The 19137-nt window shown below is 46.1% G+C and carries 15 protein-coding genes and 1 tRNA gene; 7 read left to right on the top strand and 9 right to left on the bottom strand.

What is annotated here, in order from left to right; genetic code table 11:
• Window positions 1–138: 138 nt before the first annotated feature.
• The 5 genes from QT987_RS17730 to gshA form a co-directional block, all read right to left on the bottom strand.
• Complete coding sequence (locus tag QT987_RS17730) at window positions 139–738, bottom strand: peroxiredoxin (RefSeq protein ID WP_015178160.1); 600 nt, start codon at window positions 736–738, stop codon at window positions 139–141.
• A gap of 126 nt (window positions 739–864) precedes the next feature.
• A tRNA-Met gene (locus QT987_RS17725) sits at window positions 865–937 on the bottom strand.
• Between the two features lie 138 nt (window positions 938–1075).
• A complete protein-coding gene (locus QT987_RS17720) occupies window positions 1076–3547 on the bottom strand; it encodes a peptidoglycan DD-metalloendopeptidase family protein (protein ID WP_333242275.1) in 2472 nt (823 codons plus the stop codon).
• A 582-nt stretch (window positions 3548–4129) separates the two neighbouring features.
• Entirely contained in the window at window positions 4130–4591 is a 462-nt protein-coding gene (locus QT987_RS17715) for a tRNA (cytidine(34)-2'-O)-methyltransferase (RefSeq protein ID WP_333242273.1), read from the bottom strand.
• A 392-nt stretch (window positions 4592–4983) separates the two neighbouring features.
• Window positions 4984–6135, bottom strand: coding sequence for a glutamate--cysteine ligase (gene gshA, locus QT987_RS17710; RefSeq protein WP_333242270.1), 1152 nt, complete (start codon window positions 6133–6135; stop codon window positions 4984–4986).
• 416 nt (window positions 6136–6551) lie between these two features.
• Here gshA and QT987_RS17705 point away from each other — a divergent pair, with 416 nt between their 5' ends.
• Complete coding sequence (locus QT987_RS17705) at window positions 6552–7595, top strand: AI-2E family transporter (protein ID WP_333054028.1); 1044 nt, start codon at window positions 6552–6554, stop codon at window positions 7593–7595.
• A 154-nt stretch (window positions 7596–7749) separates the two neighbouring features.
• Here QT987_RS17705 and QT987_RS17700 read toward each other — a convergent pair whose 3' ends face one another.
• On the bottom strand, window positions 7750–8565 hold the full coding sequence (locus tag QT987_RS17700; protein WP_333054027.1) for a cobyrinic acid a,c-diamide synthase: 816 nt from the start codon (window positions 8563–8565) through the stop codon (window positions 7750–7752).
• Between the two features lie 502 nt (window positions 8566–9067).
• On the opposite strand from QT987_RS17700, the gene QT987_RS17695 reads away from it, so the two are divergent.
• Both QT987_RS17695 and QT987_RS17690 read left to right on the top strand, forming a co-directional pair.
• Window positions 9068–9226 (top strand): Mo-dependent nitrogenase C-terminal domain-containing protein, encoded by a 159-nt coding sequence (locus QT987_RS17695; RefSeq protein ID WP_445299734.1) that lies wholly within the window; start codon window positions 9068–9070, stop codon window positions 9224–9226.
• 330 nt (window positions 9227–9556) lie between these two features.
• Window positions 9557–10420: an Npun_R2479 family HD domain-containing metalloprotein gene (locus QT987_RS17690; RefSeq protein ID WP_333242264.1), complete on the top strand. Its 864-nt coding sequence runs from the start codon at window positions 9557–9559 to the stop codon at window positions 10418–10420.
• A gap of 352 nt (window positions 10421–10772) precedes the next feature.
• Here QT987_RS17690 and QT987_RS17685 read toward each other — a convergent pair whose 3' ends face one another.
• A complete protein-coding gene (locus QT987_RS17685) occupies window positions 10773–11777 on the bottom strand; it encodes an MvdC/MvdD family ATP grasp protein (RefSeq protein WP_333242260.1) in 1005 nt (334 codons plus the stop codon).
• Window positions 11778–12000: 223 nt separating this feature from the next.
• A complete protein-coding gene (locus QT987_RS17680) occupies window positions 12001–12222 on the bottom strand; it encodes a hypothetical protein (RefSeq protein ID WP_333054024.1) in 222 nt (73 codons plus the stop codon).
• A 199-nt stretch (window positions 12223–12421) separates the two neighbouring features.
• Between QT987_RS17680 and QT987_RS17675 the strand changes: the two genes are divergently transcribed.
• The 3 genes from QT987_RS17675 (at window position 12422) to QT987_RS17665 (ending at window position 16090) form a co-directional block, all read left to right on the top strand.
• Window positions 12422–12916: a hypothetical protein gene (locus tag QT987_RS17675; protein ID WP_333242257.1), complete on the top strand. Its 495-nt coding sequence runs from the start codon at window positions 12422–12424 to the stop codon at window positions 12914–12916.
• A gap of 66 nt (window positions 12917–12982) precedes the next feature.
• Window positions 12983–13876 (top strand): Rpn family recombination-promoting nuclease/putative transposase, encoded by an 894-nt coding sequence (locus QT987_RS17670; RefSeq protein ID WP_333242254.1) that lies wholly within the window; start codon window positions 12983–12985, stop codon window positions 13874–13876.
• Between the two features lie 288 nt (window positions 13877–14164).
• A complete protein-coding gene (locus QT987_RS17665) occupies window positions 14165–16090 on the top strand; it encodes an alpha-amylase family glycosyl hydrolase (RefSeq protein WP_333242251.1) in 1926 nt (641 codons plus the stop codon).
• A gap of 125 nt (window positions 16091–16215) precedes the next feature.
• Here QT987_RS17665 and QT987_RS17660 read toward each other — a convergent pair whose 3' ends face one another.
• Entirely contained in the window at window positions 16216–17268 is a 1053-nt protein-coding gene (locus QT987_RS17660; protein ID WP_333242248.1) for a glycosyltransferase family 4 protein, read from the bottom strand.
• 572 nt (window positions 17269–17840) lie between these two features.
• Between QT987_RS17660 and QT987_RS17655 the strand changes: the two genes are divergently transcribed.
• The gene (locus QT987_RS17655) at window positions 17841–18725 is read left to right on the top strand and encodes an inositol monophosphatase family protein (protein ID WP_333242246.1); all 885 of its coding nucleotides are present in this window, start codon (window positions 17841–17843) and stop codon (window positions 18723–18725) included.
• Window positions 18726–19137: the final 412 nt, after the last annotated feature.

The following is a 19137-nucleotide window of genomic DNA, read 5'->3' as shown; positions in this document are numbered from 1 at the left end:
AGCTTGCAAATAGGTTCTATAAACCCGCCCGACCCCACGAAAAATCCTCTTATTGATATTGCTGCAAGATGTCAGGTTAAAGGAATACCTCTGCGGGTAGGGACACGACACTGCCGTGTCCGTACAAATATAATCGGCTTAAACCGCAGCAAAGAATACCTTAGACTTGACAGGATCGGGAGTCATGGTCTTGTCACCGGGCTGCCAGCCGGCGGGACAAACTTCATCGGGATGAGACTGGACGTGTTGGATAGCTTGCAGAGTACGGAGAGTTTCGTCCACGTTGCGGCCGAAGGCAAGATTGTTGATAGTAGAGTGTTGGATGATGCCTTCTTTGTCGATGATGAACAGACCTCTGAGGGCAATGCCTGCTTCTGGGTCGAGGACGTTGTAGGCCGAACTAATTGTTTTTTTGAGGTCAGCAACTAAGGGATAGTTGAGGTCGCCAACACCGCCAGATTTACGGTCTGTTTGTATCCAAGCGAGGTGAGAGAATTCACTGTCCACGGATACGCCGAGGATTTCGGTATCGATTTTCTTGAAGTCCTCGAAGCGATCGCTAAATGCTGTAATCTCAGTCGGGCACACAAAGGTGAAGTCCAAGGGGTAGAAGAACAGGACTACATACTTTTTGCCTTTATAGTCGGACAGTTTAACTGTCTTGAATTCCTGATCCACTACGGCTGTTGCTGCGAAGTCGGGTGCAGCTTGACCAACCCGGAGGCATTCACTGGTCATAGATTTTGTTTCCTTTTTTACGAACTGTTACAAATATATCATACTCATAACGACTACAAGTATCTTCTCGATCAATCAAAAAAATACGCTCTCAAATTTGAGAGCGCAGTTTTTTTGATTAAATAATGGCTCAGGCGGGATTTGAACCTGCGACCTTGGGCTTATGAGTCCCCTGCGCTAACCACTGCGCCACTGAGCCAAATCTACTTCACGATTTACTATCGTAGCACGGTAGGGCTAGCTATGTCTGCTTTTGAAACAACACTATTTCTAATGACTTCTAGTAAAAGTTATGAGTTTTGGTAATCATTCAAAACCCATAACTTTCGACCAGTCGTTACCGAGAAGCGCTGGACGCATCGTCGGGCAGTAAAGCCATTGGGTTGATAGCACCCTGTCCGGCGGGATGAATTTCAAAGTGCAAGTGCGGCCCGGTACTAAAGCCGGTGCTGCCCATTTCTGAAATCTGTTCCCCTTGAGCGACTCTCTGACCCTTTTGCACCAAAATCCGGCTGTTGTGGGCATAGACAGTCTCAGTGCCGTCAGGATGGGTAATTTCCACCAGATACCCGTAGCCGCCGTCGTTCCACTGAGCATAGGTAACCACCCCGTCTGATGCTGCCACAATTGGCGTGCCGATCGGCCCTGCAATATCAATTCCCCTGTGCATCCGTCCCCACCGCCAGCCGTAGCCAGAAGTCAGAACGCCCTTAGACGGCCAAATAAACCGGCTAGCAGACTGTTGTTTGCCGTTAGGCAGATAAGTATCAGGGCTCGAAAGAGGAGGCAGTTCTGGAGAAACCATGCGTCCCAAAGACGGGTTACTTAGGGGATCGTAACCCTCGGCTCCCAAAGGAGCAGTTGCCACGACCGGCTGATCCTGAGTGCTTTTTGGCGTCAGGTTGATCGGTTGCAGTTCCGCTGCGCGAGCGGGGTCTAAACGCTCTTGCTGCTGCTTCTGAACCTGCTCAGACCAAGCTCTTGATGGCGGTCTGCTGATTTCATTCTGCACCGCCTCAGTATAGTCGGGGGTGTAGAGATATGGATTGACACTTGGCATATCCTCAGACTGGTTGACCGAGGGCCCGTCATTTGGAGCCAGGGACACCGCATTGGCGCTGATCGAATTGCGCGAGGCACGATATTCCTCTCGCAGTCTGACAACTTCTGCCCTCAAGCGTTCGGAATAAGGGTTGAGAGCTTCTGCGGTAGTCCGAGCCTCCGAATTCGATTCTGGTAAAGCGCTAGTTGGATCGGCATTTGAACCCTGGCCGCTAGTATTTGGCACGAACCCGATCGGCTGCGGGTATTCTCCCGTAGCGATGGCGGTAGCAGTTGCACTGGCTGGCGAGGGCAGGGCACTGGTGTCAACAGCACCTGTAAATGTTGGTTCCCCTTGAAGATCCAGCTTCCGTGGATCGCTAATGGTTTGGGAAACTTGAGTCAGCGAAATGCTGTTAATTTGGGGAACCATCGGCGCTGAAATATTGTTCAGACCTTCCAGGTTCTCCAGGGGAGAGACAACAGGCACTGTGGGCGCGGGTGCTGCAACGCCAGCACCGACTATTTCCGAAGTAGACGAACTGGGGTTCAAAGATGCGGGAACCGAATTCGCCGCCCAGACAGATGTAGAGTTGGAGGCAGAATAAGAGGCTGCCGCCTGCACCCCTGGATTTTTAAACCCAACTTGGGGAATTTTGAGCCGTTGATTGACATTCAGCAAGTTGGGGTTGCCGAGCTTGTTGACGGAGATCAGATCTGTGGGCGATACGCCGTGACCTTTGGCGATCGCATCTACTGTATCTCCCGGACGCACGCTGTAGAGAACCTCAGCCGGCGCGGCGGTACTTCCTGCAGGGGGGACTAGCACAGCCGTGGGCAAACTGGGTGTTGCTAAAGACTGTTCAATTGACTCGAATGCTCGATCGGGCGATGCTGCTTGACCTCCCCCGGAATTGGGAATTACAGGTGTGGCATCGAGGTCAGGAATAGTTGTCCCAGTTGCATATTCGGGGGAGGTCAGCGTCGGTGCTGACTCGGGCAAAAATGCCGCAGATGTAGATAAATTTGCTCCCCCCTCCGACCCGAACATCGTTCGACCCGATTCTGTGGTGCGGTTTTCCTGTTTCTTCAAACTGTCGATCGCCCCGTCTGCATTCGGGATCTCGATCGAACTTTGTTCCGGTACCGTCGTGACCAGCGGGGTCGCTGCGGTTGATGGCAGCCCTGTCATGGCTGCACTATCCAATGGCTCGGAGCCAGTCAGATTAAACTCTTGTTCGGGATTGACCGTCGCTGCGCGCTCTAGCGAAGCCGATGTGCTATAGCCGGCGTTCTGTTGTGGTGTGGCTTCCGTCGCAGTCGGAATTCTGAGCTGTTGGCCAACTTGGAGTATGGTATCGGGTTGGATCTCGTTGGCAGTTGCTAGTACCAACGGTTCAACTTGATAATCCCGAGAAAGCTCCCAAAGGCTTTGCCCTTCCTGCACCTTAACCGTCACCGACTCAGAAGGTGCTCCGGGCTGTTCGGCCCTGGAACCGTCAACTTGTGCGGACGTAGCCGGCCCGTTGGCCGATACTGGCTGTACAGCGGTGGATTCTGATGTCGGTGCGAGTTCAGACGCGCGAGCGCTGTCTCCATTTCTCGGTAGCAGGATGCCAGAAGCACCTACCGATATTGCCAGCCCGATCGTGGCGAGAGAGCGAACTCTGCCTGTGCTGAGCGTTGTCTGTTTGGATGGTTCCGCAGAACCGTCTCTGTCGATTTCACTAGCCTGAACAGGCTTAATTTGGGGATATGTTCGTTTCAAAAAAACGACCTCCTACTGAGAAGCGCTAACTGTCCTTGGAAACACTCAAGGGGATCGCATGACGCTGAGTTTAAATCAACAAGCAAAAATATTCTGATTGTTGACAGCTATCATGCTTAGGCCAGATTACCTTGCTTTTTTAATTTAGACAAGCTCAAACCGTCAGAAATTTTAAAATTCTCGGTCAAACCTGCTGCAATTAACCCCACAAGCCTTACACCGCAATAGCTGGAACGAATACATAAAATCTTCGTTCCGGTAAGGATCTGAACTCTTACCTATTATCTGACTTTATGCTAATTTCCGGACAGCCTACAACCGTATATTTACTAGATATAGTGTTCAGACCCAAGCTGGTACTCGCTCGCGCCCTAAATCGCTAATATCCTCTGTTTTTGTTGCTGAATCATCTGGGGAGTAATTTGGTGTTGCTGATAACAATCTGTTTTTGAATGAATAAAATATATTAATGTCGGCTATCTAGATTTTCACCCCTTTGATACAAATTTCTTATATTAAAATCGAGATTTTGTCCCCTCCGGCAGCTATTAAATATCTATATATTTATGTGTTGATAATGATTTATCCCAGCTCCCCCAACTGTCGTTTAGCCTCAAATAAACCCACAGCGGCGCTGACGGAGAGGTTCAAACTCCTGACTCCAGGCTGGCTCATCGGAATGAAAACTGTGGCGTCGCAGGCATCCAAGACGTATTGGGGAATGCCTACAGTTTCCGAGCCAAACATCAGCCAGTCGCTGGGCTGAAATTGGAATTGCGCGTAATTGCATCGCCCGCCAGTGCTGAATCCGATCGAGCGTCCCCCGCGCTGCTCCCGATAGGCCAAAAAAGCCGCTAAGTCTTCGTGGCAGTGGAGGTTGACGTAGGGCCAGTAATCTAAGCCGGCCCGTTTCAGGTAGCGATCGCTAATTTCAAACCCCAGCGGACCCACTAAATGCAGTTCTGTGCCTGTGGCAGCGCAAGTGCGGGCGATATTGCCAGTATTCGGGGGGATTTGCGGGTGAATCAAGACAAGTTGGGGCATGAAGCTAATTAAAAGCGAAAAATACAGCTATTGGGAAATTTATAAAACTACCCACAGGTAGATATACCTTATAGCTTTTATTTATAACCTTTGTCGAGATCCATTGATTAAATATTCTGATTGGTTTTTGGGAGGTGCTCTGCAACTTTTGACAATCAAGCATCCAGGATACCCGCCACGTGATTCATTCCGAAAGCAGACTCAGGACCGGTGAAATAAAAAACCTGTATCCGATGAAACTTGCCGAACGTATTTATCTCGCGCAAGTCAATCTAAAATCTAAAATCTAAAATCTAAAATCGATTGACCAGGAGGTTCGGGCTATTTGTATTTGCTGAGTACGCAGAGGCAGGGGGCTAGTGAAAGCCCCCCTTATCATAACGGCGGGTACTTCAGGCAACTAACTGGGCGCACAAGTTGTCTTCAAGTTCCCATTCTTGGTGAGCCATACCATTAATCCCTTGCAGAATAATACTGCGGGTGTCTGAACCTCCCTCGTGCAGCTTCAACCACTGCTGGGCCGTGTTGCCTTCCCGGAGAATCTTTTTGAGTGGCGAGAGAAAGCAGCTAAAGCCGCGTTTTTTGGCTATAGGCCACACTTCGCGGTAAATTTCCTCAATCCAATCTCGTGCCAGAATAGTTCTGCCGTCTTGCCAGTGGGTAAGTTCGGCATCCAAACTTTGCCGGGATGCAGCAATTTCGTTGGCGTCTGTGAGAGCAACTAAGTCTTGGTTGCGCGTGGCCTCCGGTAAGGTGCTGAGTTCTAAAGGGTCTAAGCTGGGGTCTTCCATCATCTGCCAAATGCGAGCTTCTAGTAAGGCAGTGATGGCTAACAAAGCCAGAGGATTGACTTCGAGGTCGCAAATTCTCAGTTCGAGGCGGTTGAGACAGTAGGGGCGACGATCGCCATTTGGTCGCACTGCAGACCACAAATGGCGGACGTTTTGCATAGTACCGAGTTCTAGCTGTTCTTCAGTCCACTGAATGTAATGCTTGTGACTTTCAAACAGGGGGACGATGGCGGGAGTTTTGGGAAACAAACCCCACCGAGTGGAATGATAGCCCGTCACTTCGCCGTCGAGGAAGGGGGAAGAGGCGCTCATGGCAAGGTATAGCGGTGCTTCGACGCGGGCGAGGCGGATGGCGCGCATCAGCATTTCTGGTTGGGAGATGCCGATGTTGATGTGAATGCTGGCGGTGACGACTTTGGTGCCGTAGGTTTGCTCGATGTAGGTGTGGTAGGGGTTGTTGGGATCGGATCTGTAAAATCGATCGCTCCCTCCTAGAGACAGGGTACTTCCCGGCAGCAAGGTATAGTCGCCCAATTGTTTGAGATACTCGCGCAGCCGGACTCGCGGCTTGACTAAGGCGCACAGCAGGCGATCGTAGCTGCACAGCGGGGCGGTCGTGTACTCCACATTGCGGCTATCAGGCTCCCGGACAAATCCCTCTAGATCGGCGACTATGCGATCGGAGAGACCGACAACCTCACCTTCGGGAGTGCCGGTATACATTTCTACTTCAAAGCCTTTTGATAGCAGCACGTTTATTCCTCAGCTAAGTTGAGTGCTAGTTTCTAGTATCCCAAAAATTGACCTGTTCATACTATCTCCCACGAGGCAGAGTTGACTTTTTTCGCGACTGGCACTGAAACGGGGTTTTTCTGCGCCAGCTTGTTTGAGCATTTGTTTCCTAGTTGGGGGCCTGCCACGACAAATACTGCCATGACAAAGAGTTTCCGAGGCGGTTTTAGACTCAGAAAGGCTGTTTGTTCGATCGCGCTTGTGTTTGATTCGGTATTGGGGGCGATCGAACTTATGGTGAATAGAACCCACTCCTGCCTCAGTTCGACATCTGTTTTCTGCCTTGAGGGGGATAGCCGCAGATATATATTGGGTGCGATTCTAAAAGAGAGCTCTGCAATATTTTTGAGCTATAATATTAACCCCTAAAAATCCCTGTGAAAGAGCAAGACAGAACTCCTCCCAATTTTTGGAATATGCTAAGCAATTTAGCCTTAGTCCGGTTTTTGCTTTTATTTGCTTCTGGTTGGGCTGGACTGCAACTTTTAGCTTACTTTGAAACTGCAGTCGCGGTTTTCACCATTGCTGCACTCGTGGCTTTTTTGCTCAACTATCCGGTGCGAACTCTCCAAAGATTTTTACCGCGAAGTTTAGCTGTCGCCTTCGTTGTCTTGCTCACCATTTTAGTTTTTGGCGGTCTCACCGTCACTGTAGGCGTCACTCTTTTATCTCAAGGACAGCAATTAATTGACAGCCTGACTGAATTTGTGAATGCTCTGGCGCCTCTGTCCGAGCGCCTCGAAGCATTCCTGCGGGCGAGAAACCTGCAAGTTAACCTGCGAGTTATTGAGGAACAACTGCGAAATCAAGCTTTATCTGGAGTTGTTTGGAGTATTGCTTTCTTACAAGTATTTTTAACCAATTTATTAAATTTAATATTAATTATGGTGGTGGCTTCTTTCATGTTACTTGATGGAGAGAGGCTGTGGCTGTTAGTTCTCAAGTTTATACCTCGACACCTGCACAGGCGTTTAAGTATAACAATAGAGAAAAACTTTTTAGGATTTTTTCAGGCACAAATTCTGTTAATGTTATTTTTGACAACAGCTAGTTTTGGAATTTTCCTACTGTTAGATGTGAGATTTCCTTTAATTTTAGCATTTATTATCGGATTGTTTGATTTAGTTCCAGGGATTGGAGCCACGCTGGGGATTAGCTTAGTTTGTTTTATTGTATTGTCTCAAAATGTGTGGCTAGCTTTAAAAGTATTGGCAGCTTGCATTGTTTTGCAGCAAATTCAAGACAACTTTATTCATCCCAGACTGATGCAAAATTCCCTTAACCTCAATCCGGTAGTGGTATTTTTTGCACTGTTAGTGGGGGCAAGATCAGCAGGACTTTTAGGCATATTTCTAGCAATTCCGCTAGCGGGAGTGATAGTTAGCTGGTTTGACATTGAAGAAATGCAAGCGGAAGGTTAATGGATACAGCCATCCTATTTTATAAAATCAGGCTGCAACATCCGATTTTAACCGGCCGACTAGAAGTCCCATGCTTCAAAAACTCTCCTGTGCCCAAAGCGCCAATAAAAGTAAATAGAAAACAGCAACTTAGGATACACCTTACTGTGTCAAGTTAATGAATAAATTGCAAGTCAGTAGGAAATCTTTCTTCTTCTGGTTCTGGATCATAAATGTAATCGCAGTCAAAACGCAGAGCTTGAGAGTGGCGACTGATAGAAAATCCGCAATTACTCACCATTTCTGTAGTAAAAGTTGCCATGACTAACTCAATAAGTCTTCTATAGGAAATGTTAGGTAGTTGAACGTAATAGGTGCGTCTGGCAAAAAATATTCTCTCATCTTTCGGGAGAATTATGCCATTAATTCTGTGTGCGTGTTGAATCGGCTTGATATAGGCCTCAATAAACTGCGACTGATTTTTTTGGAGTCTCGCTAATCTTTCGTGTTGCAACCAGCTCATTTGAAACACAATTTTAATAAATTCAAAGCCCAAAATGTAGTTAAAAACATTATTGCGTTCTTCTGTACTCAAGACGAAGCGGAGTGCAGATTCTAAATATTGGTCAGTTTCTCGGAGCGATTGTTGAGCTGAGTGGATATAAAATTGTTTGATGTAGCTTCTTAAATCTGATTCGTTTAATTGTTTTTTGACCCGAAATCTGATTAAATACTCTTTGACTCGGTGTAGAGTATCTACATCTTCAAACATTTTTGAAACTAAACCGTCGGCTGTATAATTATCTAAAAATTCTGCTTGCAAGTCGGGAGTAGATGCACACAATATGTAGCAGAGAGACAAGACATAGCGCCGTTGGTTCCAAGGCAAGCTTTGGGCCCATTCTTTAACTTCTACAGGGAGTTTTTGGAGCACGGTATCTGTGTGGGGGAGTTGAGCAAGGTCGGCATATTTATGTTTTTGTTTAATCATTGCCTGAAACCTTATATTAGTAAGTATACAGAGTCGTCGATCGCAGATGATGGGAGAGGAGATATGCGAGGGAGGCGGTCAGTTATTCTGTCTTATTTTATTGCCATCTATCTAAATATACATTCTGGAGGGAACAGAGGGCGTGATCTGTCTCACACTTTAGCGACTTTTAAATCACAAATGCTAGCTTTTCGCATCACATTTTGCGACTGTGAGTGTCACCCATAAAACTTATTCACGTCACTGGAGCAACAGTGGGTTTCGTTGAGGATTAAGTCGGGTGATTCATAAGTTTTTGTTAGTAATCATTACTGAGATCGATCGTGAAGTTGACTACAAGTATTTTCCCGGAAAATCAGTGCCAAGACTTAACTTTTTGCGAGATCCTCGTGCAACAAATGCGACAGTGGCTCGATAGCATTGCAGTGGGAAAGCCACCAGTAACTCAGTGGTGTGCTAACTTATACTCGCACGGTGTTCTTGTCAGAGATATATCTAGTTATTGGGACACTATTTTTTCCACATACTGCCTATGTGCAAGCTTAATCCTGTCCATGAGGAATTAATGGGGTTACGCTTTCGCTCGCTCTGGTTGTTGGGCGGGGTCAGCCATAACAGATACAAGTTTCCGACAACAATAGTGAGCAACCCAAAATTTTAGATATTAGTTCCCGCCCCCAGATGTATCTGTGGAGTAAATCTAAAATCTAAAATCTACTGAGGTATGCGCCGAAGATGTAACCCTGTACTACTGATTGAGGGGTGTCATACCTCGATCGCCCATTGAGCTCAATTATTTATGGGGTCTGTCGCTCTGGTAGTTGCGAGAGCCATAATTTAAGCCATAATTGTTGATAATATCAATGGATGCCTCTCGATAGGAGTGGGTATCCATCGTGGCGCTTAAGCCAAAAATAACATCAAACGGTAGCAGCAAAAACAATAACTATAAAAATAATTTAATAATCTATGTGGGCTCAGGGAAGTGAATATGTTTAACGCAACTGAACTGCTGATTAAGGCTTTTGTCAATCGCCTGATTGAAGGTTACCGCCACACTTATGGCGGGTTTAAATCTGACTATGGTGAGATTATTGCTTGGGTTGCGAGTATGGCTTTAGAAAATATTGCTAATAGCGATGCTCTTTACCATAATGTCGAACACACTATTTTAGTGACTTTGGTGGGACAAGCAATTCTGGGTGGGAAGCACATCCGCGAAGGGGGTGTTTCCTGCGAAGATTGGCTGCACTTCCACATTGCTTTGCTATGTCACGATATCGGGTATGTTAAAGGTGTTTGCCGGCAAGATAGAACAGATTTGGGACTGTATGCTACGGGCATAGGCGACCAGAAATTAACGCTGCCTCCGGGGGCGACGGATGCTAGTTTGATGCTTTATCATGTCGATCGCGGAAAAATGTTTATTGATGAGCGTTTTGGCGGTCATAAACTGATTGATGCTGAGCTGGTTAAGCATAATATTGAGCTGACTCGTTTTCCAGTTCCTGCAGATGAAGATTATCAAGATACTGTCAATTATCCTGGTTTAGTTCGGGCTGCCGATTTAATCGGTCAGTTGAGCGACCCACGATATTTGCAAAAGATTGCGGCGCTGTTTTATGAGTTTGAGGAGACTGGGCAAAATCTGGTTTTGGGCTATCAGAATCCGGGGGAGTTGCGGGATGGTTATCCGAAGTTTTATTGGAATGTGGTTTATCGGTATGTGAAGGATGCGATCGGCTATTTGGAACTGACGCAGCAGGGGAAACAAGTTGTTGCTAATCTGAGCGCGAATGTGTTCCGGGTGGAGCATTCTCAGGTGGGAGTTGAGGATGTGGCTGTAGTTCGTTGATGCTTTGTCCGCCACGAGGAACGAAGCAATCTCATATCATGTCGGGTCAATGGACCACAAGTCCTGTAGGGGCGGGTTCACCAACCATAATTGCCTATAATCTACAATATAATAAACCCGCCCCGACCACGATATTATGGTCGATCTGATTCCTTGTCCGCCACGAGGAACGAAGCAATCCCAGCGCTGATTCTTTGCGATCGCGACAGTCCTGGATGCACTCATACTAAAGAAACCGGGTTTTTTACCTAATCTTCGTTGCTACAGCCAAGGATTTTCGTAAAAAAACCCGGTTTCTGACTATCCCTGCGTCTAGCACTGTGCTAGTAACGAATCAATCTCGCGATCGAATTCAGCAATCCTGTTGATATTGAAGCGCTAAATCTTCGATGAGTTCCACCATTGCGCGAACCATAGGCATTTTAGTGAGAATTTCGATCCAATACCATTGTCCGTTGGGATTGAGTTCGATAAAATAGAGCGTATCATCCTCGTCGCGAATGATATCGAATGCACCAAAATTTAAGCCGAACTCGTCAAGCATTTGATGAAGTTTGTTGAGGTAATCCATTGGTAGCTTGTCGGGAACGTGAACGAGTTTATCTGGTTCGGTGACGCGCCAATCCAAGGTTACATCTGAATCGTTGGTATGTTTGGCGTCAATGCGACAGACAAAATCATGTTTACCGATTAATGTAACGCGATATTCTGCTTTCTTTTGAATGCGTTTTTGAATAAAAACAGGTGCCAATCGAATACTCTCTCGAAATTCCTCAAGTGTTTCGACATCAATGGGGCGAGTATAACACGCATACTGCTTTTCATCATGTAAGAATCCAGAGTAGCGCATGGGTTTGACAATGCACAGGCCCTGTTCTGTTACAAAGTTGCAAGCAGCATCGTATGAATTTGTGACGAGAGTTGGAGGGATAGTAATTCCCAATTTTTGAGCAATGGGAATTTGGTTGATGCGATGGGATGGCAATCTAATCTTGTAGTAGTTATTGACCCACCTCGCTTTAGGATATAAGCCAGACAGAGAGTACATCAAAGATTCTGTTTCTTCTTGACAATACTTGATTGCCCAAGCATCATCAACTTCTGGAAAAATTGTATAGTCGTTAGGTTTTCGCCACCAAATCACGCCGATTTCTTGAGCTTCTTTCAAGGAGTCTTCAAAGGACAAAAAACTTTGAGTGGGATTGCCAGAAGCTTGCCACGAGTAAGCATATTTGCTTTTTTGAATAAAACTTTCTGAATTTAATCGAATTGCTCGAATATTTGATTTTTGCAATTCGTTGATAACGACATCTGCATGAATGTCTGTCTCGGAAGTCACGATTAAAAGGTCAGTCATAGGATTTGAGATTTGAGATTTGAGATTTGAGATTTGAGATGAAAAATTACGGATTCTGTATGGGTTTGGATCTTATAGGGGATTGCATTATTTTTGGAAACGGGTATCACAACCAAACCAATTGAAATAAAATTGACAGTGAAAGACCTGTCATGCAAAAATTCATGCAGGTCTTTCAAGAAATCAGATGGCAAGCAAAAGACGACCTTAGCCAGAGCAAATTCTAGTCGTCCTCTTGCTGGTCATCATCATTCTCGTCAAACTGCCTAACAGTGGAGCCACTGCGATTACACCAGGAGCCACTCATGGAGGTGATGTTGGAGGTCTGCGTGGTGGGATCGTAGCTAAAAGTCTCCTCGGCGGTGATGCCGTACTTGGGCAAGATGCTCAGGTGCATCATCAAAGGATTTGCTTTTTTGTCTAGAGCGAGTTGGGTAGTCGTCATAAGTTAGTCTTTTTGAGCGATTGTTTTACTTTCACAATGCTACAGCTTGCCAATTAATTTGTATAGTCGAAAAAGGTCGGATAAAGTCGTATAATATAAAAAGTTTTGATAAAGCTTTAATCGTTTTTGTATTCAAGGCGAAAATAGTCGGATCTAGACGGTTTTAGTTCGATCGCTCGGATATTGTGAGGAGGCGCGGGTGAACGTTAAGGAAGCACTGGCTTTTGCGGATGAAGTTGTCTTTGCGAAAACTGGCAAGCATTTAGATGATATGCAAGTTGGTGTGATTGAGGGCGTTCTGAAGCGGCAAAAGTATGGCGATATTGCCCAAGCGCTGAATTGTACTGAGGGTTATGCTAAAGATGTGGGCTACGAGTTATGGGAGTTGTTCTCTGATGCTTTTGGAGAAGAGGTTAATAAATTAAACTTGCGATCGGCACTGATTCGCAAGTCGAGAATTAGCAACGTTACTGGTAGCGTTATTAGTGGAAATCATGTTGCTCGTGGTCATGTAATCGGAGCTCTGAATGTCTGCACATCACAGGAAGAGTCGCCTGAGTTTTTGCGGGGAAAGCAGCGGGCGAAAATTGAGGCGATCCAACGCTTGCAAGCAGTAGGCTTGACCGATGAGCAAATCGCGCAATGCTTGGATCTGAGGCTAGAAGAGATTCGACAAGTCGATTTGACAGAATAAGAATGTTTTGCTCCTGATTACCAGATAGATTGAATCGTTAAAAAGCTCAGAAAACGAAAAATCACCATGAGATTCATTAACCCCAAAATCGAGTTTGCATTCAAAAAAATATTCGGCTCCAATCAAAGCAAACCAATCTTAATCAGCTTTCTCAATGCCATGATTTATGATGGTAATCCCACCATCACCGACTTAGAAATTATTGACCCGTATTTAGCATCGAGAGTCCAGTATCTCAAAGACTCTTACCTGGATGTCAAAGCCAGACTTGCAGGAGGCGCAACTGTAATTATCGAGATGCAAGTTTTAAATGTAGAATCTTTTTCTAAACGGGTGGTTTACAATACTGCGAAAACTTACTCGACACAACTGATGCGCGGTGAAGGTTACTTTAAGTTAAAACCTGTAATTGCTTTGACAATTACTGATTTTGAAATGTTTGACAATGACCGAGAAGTAATTTCTCACTTTGTCTTCAAGGAGAAAAAGCGTTTATTTGATTATGTCGATCCAGAGATAGAACTGATCTTTATCGAGTTGCCAAAATTCACTAAACAATTGGATGAATTAGAAACTTTGACTGACAAGTGGGTTTATTTTATGAAAAATGCTCCCAGTTTGGAAGTGGTACCGCAAACAATGGAAACAGTCTCGGAAATACAGCAAGCCTTTGCTATTGCTAATGAAACTAACTTGAATCCCGAAGAGTTGGCAGATTTAGAAGCACGCGAAAGGTATATTCTGGATCAGCAGGGAATCTTGCGAAAGGGAATTGAAGAAGGACTCGCACAAGGGCGAGAAGAAGGCAGAGAAGAAGGCAGAGAAGAAGGACTCGCGCTAGGAATGAGAGAAAAAGCTCTAGAAATTGCTAGGCAACTTCTCAATGTTCTTGATAATCCAACTATTAGTCAAACTACGGGTTTGAGCGTTGAAGATATCCAAAAATTGCGGGAGGAATAGAAAGGAAGGGAAAAAGTGCGATCGCACAATTAGTACACCTTTTCTCCCTACTAGGATCAGCCTGGTAGCGCAGGTTTTTGACGCTCTGCCTCTTTGATTGAGAATGAAACCAAATATTAACTCTCATCCACATAATCCTCAAGGATGAGTCTGCCCTCTCTCTAAAGGAAGATTTCATTAAACCAGTAAATTCCGTATGATGCTGTAAAAGTCAGTCAGATGGGAAAGCTATCTCCGACTCTAGCTCCGAATAACTGACCAATCTTACAATAAAAAAAAATACATCTCATGACATCAGTCACTCCCAATCAAACTTCCTCTCAATATGAAGTTAGCGAACCCGAAGAAAAAATTGAGTCTCTGGTAGAAGAAGTTAAGCCAGAAAGCGAAATCGATTTAGAGTTTCTCTACACCAGAGACATTGAATTCCGACAAGAAACAATTTATTTCATTGTAGTCGATCGCTTTTACGACGGCGACCCCGAAAATAACGAAGGCCCCAACCCAGAACTTTACGATCCAGAAGGGAAAGATTGGGGCAAATATTGGGGCGGCGACTTGCAGGGAGTTATCGACAAACTCGATTACTTAAAAGATATGGGAGTTACTGCAGTTTGGCTGACTCCACTGTTCGAGCAAGTGGAAGCATTATTTGTCGAACAAGCTGCAATTCACGGATACTGGACTAAAGATTTCAAGCGATTAAATCCCCGCTTTATTGCCACAGGCGACAATCCTTCTATCAACCAAACACAAGAAACTAAAGATACCGTATTTGACAAATTAGTACACGAGTTGCACCAGCGAAACATGAAACTCGTACTTGATATTGTCTGCAATCACAGTAACCCAGATTTTAGCGGTAAAAAAGGGGAACTCTACGATGATGGCGTAAAAATAGCTGACTTTAACGACGATGAAGATGACTGGTATCACCACTACGGCGAAGTCACAAACTGGGAAGATGAATGGCAAGTCCAAAACTGCGAACTTTCTGGTTTAGCAACTTTTAACGAAAACAATATTGCCTACCGCAATTACATTAAGTCAGCAATTAAACAATGGCTGGACAGAGGTGTTGATGCTTTGCGGGTTGATACAGTCAAGCATATGCCTATTTGGTTTTGGCAGGAATTTAATGCTGACATTTTAACACACAGACCTGATGTTTTCATTTTTGGCGAATGGATTTACAGCGACCCTAGAAACGATCGTTCTGTGGAATTTGTCAACGAGTCGGGGATGACTATTTTAGATTTTGGTCTGTGCGTGGCAATTCGAGAAGTATTGGGGAAGGGTGCGGGCGCGGGATTTAAGTTAGTCCAAGATGTCCTGAATTTGGATCACCGCTACTACGGGGCGACGGAGTTAATTACTTTTATTGACAACCACGATATGCCGAGGTTTCAGTCGTTGAATCCAGATCCAGAAATGCTGCATTTGGCGATATGTTTAATTATGACGACTCGCGGTATTCCCTGCATTTATTACGGCACTGAACAGTATCTGCACGATGATACAGATGGGGGGAATGACCCTTACAACCGCCCGATGATGGAAAAGTGGGATAATGATGCGCCGATTTACCGAGATGTGCGTTTGCTGTCGGGATTGCGACGGCTGAATCCAGCTATTTCGATGGGGAGTCAGTGGCAAAAGTATCTAACTCCTGATGTTTATTGTTACGTGCGCCGCTATCGCGATTCTGTGGTGTTTGTAGCGATGAATCGTGGCAATTCTGTGACACTTAAAGAGGTGGATACTGAGTTGCCTGATGGAGAGCATACGGAGGTTTTATCGCGCCGCAAGTTTGAAGTTAAAGACGGGATGCTGTATAATTTAGAGTTGGGTTCGCGGGAAGTAATGATTTTTAGTCGCGTCGGAGAACGAGTTAAGGCGAAAACTATTGTGCGGGCGCAGCTTAACAGCGTTAGAACTCAGCCTGGGGAAAGAATTGTGGTGATTGGAGATTGTCCTGAGTTGGGGAATTGGGATATTAGTAAGGGCTACCCCTTGGAGTATATCAATACTAATACTTGGTTTGGGGAAATTCCTTTTAATGAAAGTGCGGGGAAGTTGATTTCTTATAAGTATGCGCTGCTACGGGAAGGACTGTCGCCGCTGCGAGAAAATCTGGTTTGTCGCCGCTGGGTTTTAGTTTCGGAAGGGACTGTGAAATGGCGGGATAAGTGGGCGAGTGGACGCGAGTCGTGATTTTTAATCAACAGGCTTTCCGGCTTGTTTTACCAGTTTTTAATCAACGGGATCTCCGGTCTGTTCCACAACCAAGTTTCTGTTTTGTGGAACGGGCCTGAGAGCCCGTTGCTGATATTACGAGTTTAAAGCGATCGCAGCTTCTGGGCTAAAACATCGACATAAGGTTCGCTGCTGTGCTGGTTCACAACCATTTCGTACCCCCGCTGCGCTTGAGATTCAGCTTCTTGAGGATTTTTTAGCAAATGGACGATCGCCTCGCGCAAACCTGCTGCATCTCCCACATCTACCACTTTGGCAATATCCGGGGTGGCTAAATAATCGACCATACCTTGAGTCCGAGTAATGACGACCGGCCGCTTGCAGGCCATTGCTTCTAGCAAACCCTGCACTCCAGCAGCATATTTATTTTCTGCCAAACAAACTGCAATTACGTCTGCATCGCGATAAAGCTGCACTAAATCCGGCCATTCGTAGAACTTGCGGGACATATTTTCTGGCATAGTATCGGGGAAAGCTTGCGATAAAGCTTTGGCATCTTTAGAAAAACCGCTAATTTTTACGTCAACATCTAAGTCAGCAGTTGCTGCTGCTAGGAGTCGGTAGTCGCGCTTTTCTAACCCGACGCTAACAATCGTTTGCCGCTTTTTATCGCCAGAAACGGGGCCGGGTGTGAAAAACTTAGTGTCTGTCTGGTCTAGATGCACTAAAATCCGGGATTCAGGTAAAGCTAAATAACTGCGGAGGAAGTCAGTTTGAGGGCTGGCGCAAGCCATGAACACGTCAATTTTGTCAGCCAAACCAAATAGTTTCAGGGCGACGCGGCCGCGCAGCCGATCGATATTGTGGAAATGTACAAAAATTTTAGGGCGATTTGGCAATTGGCCACACACCGCCGCCACTGGAATCCCAATGTCCTCGCCGTTACAAAATATCACGTCGTCGCTGCTGACTTGCTCGGACAATTTGCGCGCGGCGGCCCAATGTTCGGGTTTAGAAGAAATTTTCGATCGCAGCTTGTCGCTCAACGATATCGCTTCGCCATCCGGGGCGTGGACGGTGGCATTTAAGCTGTCTCTGAGGGCTCGCAGGACGTGGCGAGGACATTTGCCTAGTTGTGCATCGCGGTCAATTCCATCTAGGTCTATTTTGCGACCTAATGCCAAATGGTATTTCAAAGTATTCTCCTTATAATTATCCTGGGGCTGGGACAAATTATCTAACCTCAGAAGATTCTATCCTCTGCTGTTGAAAGTGCTAGTGCGATCGATCGGTCGATTTTAGATTTTAGATTTTAGATAAATCTGGGGGGTTCTCCCTCATGTGTAAATTTTTTTGAGTTCCATCAATCTCACATCTTGCACCATTCTCAAGAACGGGCTCTGGGGCCCGTTCTACAAAAGATAAATTTCTTGTGGAACAGGCCGGAAAGCCTGTTCGTAAAAGGATTATTGACAATGGTGCAGCACATCAGATCGATCCTGTCTGGGGCTTGTATCGCAACCGCGCTGACGGTTAGGAAACCGGGTTTATCGACACCCGCGCCCAAATCCTGTACGAATCAAAAACAGTGACCAAGAATTTCTAGATGGTACCGCCACGTGATTTATCTCGCGCAAATCAATCCAAAATCGAAAATCTCAAATCCTCAAGCCCCCGAATTGATCTCGCGCAAGTCAATCCAAAATCTAAAATCTAAAATCTAAAATCGAATGACACGCGCCGATCGATTCCAAGGACTTAAGCTTTTATGCTGAAGTTAGCTAAAGAATTTATGTTTAACCTCATGTATATTTCTCCAGAGCAAGACCAAAAAATTCGCTACACCCTGCGCGAGTGCGGTCAAGAAGCTTACAAGCTAGCAGCCGAACCTTTTGAAGTTTCCGAGAAAGGGCCCAACGACTACGTGACGAGTATCGATCAATACCTAGACCGACAACTATCGGCAGCATTTAGCGCTTTGTTTCCTGAAGACGGCAGGATCACCGAGGAAAACGTCGCCTCCAGAACAGCTTACTGCGCCAATTACCAGCGCCTCTGGTGCATCGATCCCCTCGACGGGACTGAAGAATTTATTCGGGGAAAACTGCACTACGCTTCCATGGTGGGGCTGCTGCTGGAAGGGAACCCGGTGGCCGGCTGGCTCTACGCCCCGGCTTTTGACCAAATGTATTTTGGCGGCAAAGATTGGGGATTGTTCCAAAGTGTCGGAACCGAAGCGCCACAGCCGATCGCCCTATGCAAACCCCCGGCTCCGACAGCGGAAAATTGTAAAATTATTCTCGGAGACAAAGACCAGAAAAACTACGCCCTGGCGATCGCCCAAAGCATCCCCGGCGCAGAATTTTACTCGCTGGGCAGCTTTGGCTTAAAAGTTATGGAAGTTATCTTCGGTCGAGCTGGTTTGTACCTGTATCTCAACGGCAGAGTTAAAGTGTGGGATACCGCCGGCCCTTTGGCTTTAGCAAAAGCAGCCGGATTGGTTTGTTGCGACTTGCAAGGTCAACCGCTGAGGTGGAGTAAAGATGCGATCGAGCCGGAAACTCTGGCCCACACGCAGTCAATCGCGATCGGCTGGCCGGAATACATAGAACCTCTGTTGGGTAAAGTTCAAAAGGCAGTGGCAGGCTTGTAAACCCGTTTAAGATTAAAGAATCTGCCAATTTTACGTGAACCGGGCCTGTCCACCCTTATGATCAATTAAAGGAGCAACGGATTGTTTGTGTTCCCAAACATCGATCTTTCCCTAGCTGTTGGGTGTCGCCTAATCATATTTTCCACCTCCGCGAGTTTGCGTCAGGAACCTCAGCTATCAGGCGTGAGGCTTGGAAGAGTAATCTGACAAGCGATTCTGACGGGCCTTGCGTCTTAACTGACTACGTTTTTTGAGTCACGACACTCCTTGAATGCGAAGCCAGTTTTGGGCTCTGTCGCTGAAGGTTAAACAGCCCTAATGTCACTGGGGCAGTGCTTTGGGCCCAACAAGCTCACTAAACCAAGGCGCAGGCTAACATCACCCCGAAAGGGAGGCTCGAAAGAGCAAAACA

The organism is Microcoleus sp. SVA1B4 (assembly GCF_036700545.1).
In the GTDB taxonomy this organism is placed as follows: domain Bacteria; phylum Cyanobacteriota; class Cyanobacteriia; order Cyanobacteriales; family Microcoleaceae; genus Microcoleus.
Note: the sequence above shows the minus strand (reverse complement) of the source record. Positions and strands in the feature narration are given on the sequence as shown.

Coding starts and splice junctions, on each gene's coding strand:
- QT987_RS17690 (WP_333242264.1), top strand. CDS start 9,557: ATGTTTAACGCAACTGAACTGCTGATTAAGGCTTTTGTCAATCGCCTG.
- QT987_RS17730 (WP_015178160.1), bottom strand. CDS start 738: ATGACCAGTGAATGCCTCCGGGTTGGTCAAGCTGCACCCGACTTCGCA.
- QT987_RS17670 (WP_333242254.1), top strand. CDS start 12,983: ATGAGATTCATTAACCCCAAAATCGAGTTTGCATTCAAAAAAATATTC.
- QT987_RS17680 (WP_333054024.1), bottom strand. CDS start 12,222: ATGACGACTACCCAACTCGCTCTAGACAAAAAAGCAAATCCTTTGATG.
- QT987_RS17700 (WP_333054027.1), bottom strand. CDS start 8,565: ATGATTAAACAAAAACATAAATATGCCGACCTTGCTCAACTCCCCCAC.
- QT987_RS17715 (WP_333242273.1), bottom strand. CDS start 4,591: ATGCCCCAACTTGTCTTGATTCACCCGCAAATCCCCCCGAATACTGGC.
- QT987_RS17655 (WP_333242246.1), top strand. CDS start 17,841: ATGCTGAAGTTAGCTAAAGAATTTATGTTTAACCTCATGTATATTTCT.
- QT987_RS17665 (WP_333242251.1), top strand. CDS start 14,165: ATGACATCAGTCACTCCCAATCAAACTTCCTCTCAATATGAAGTTAGC.
- QT987_RS17685 (WP_333242260.1), bottom strand. CDS start 11,777: ATGACTGACCTTTTAATCGTGACTTCCGAGACAGACATTCATGCAGAT.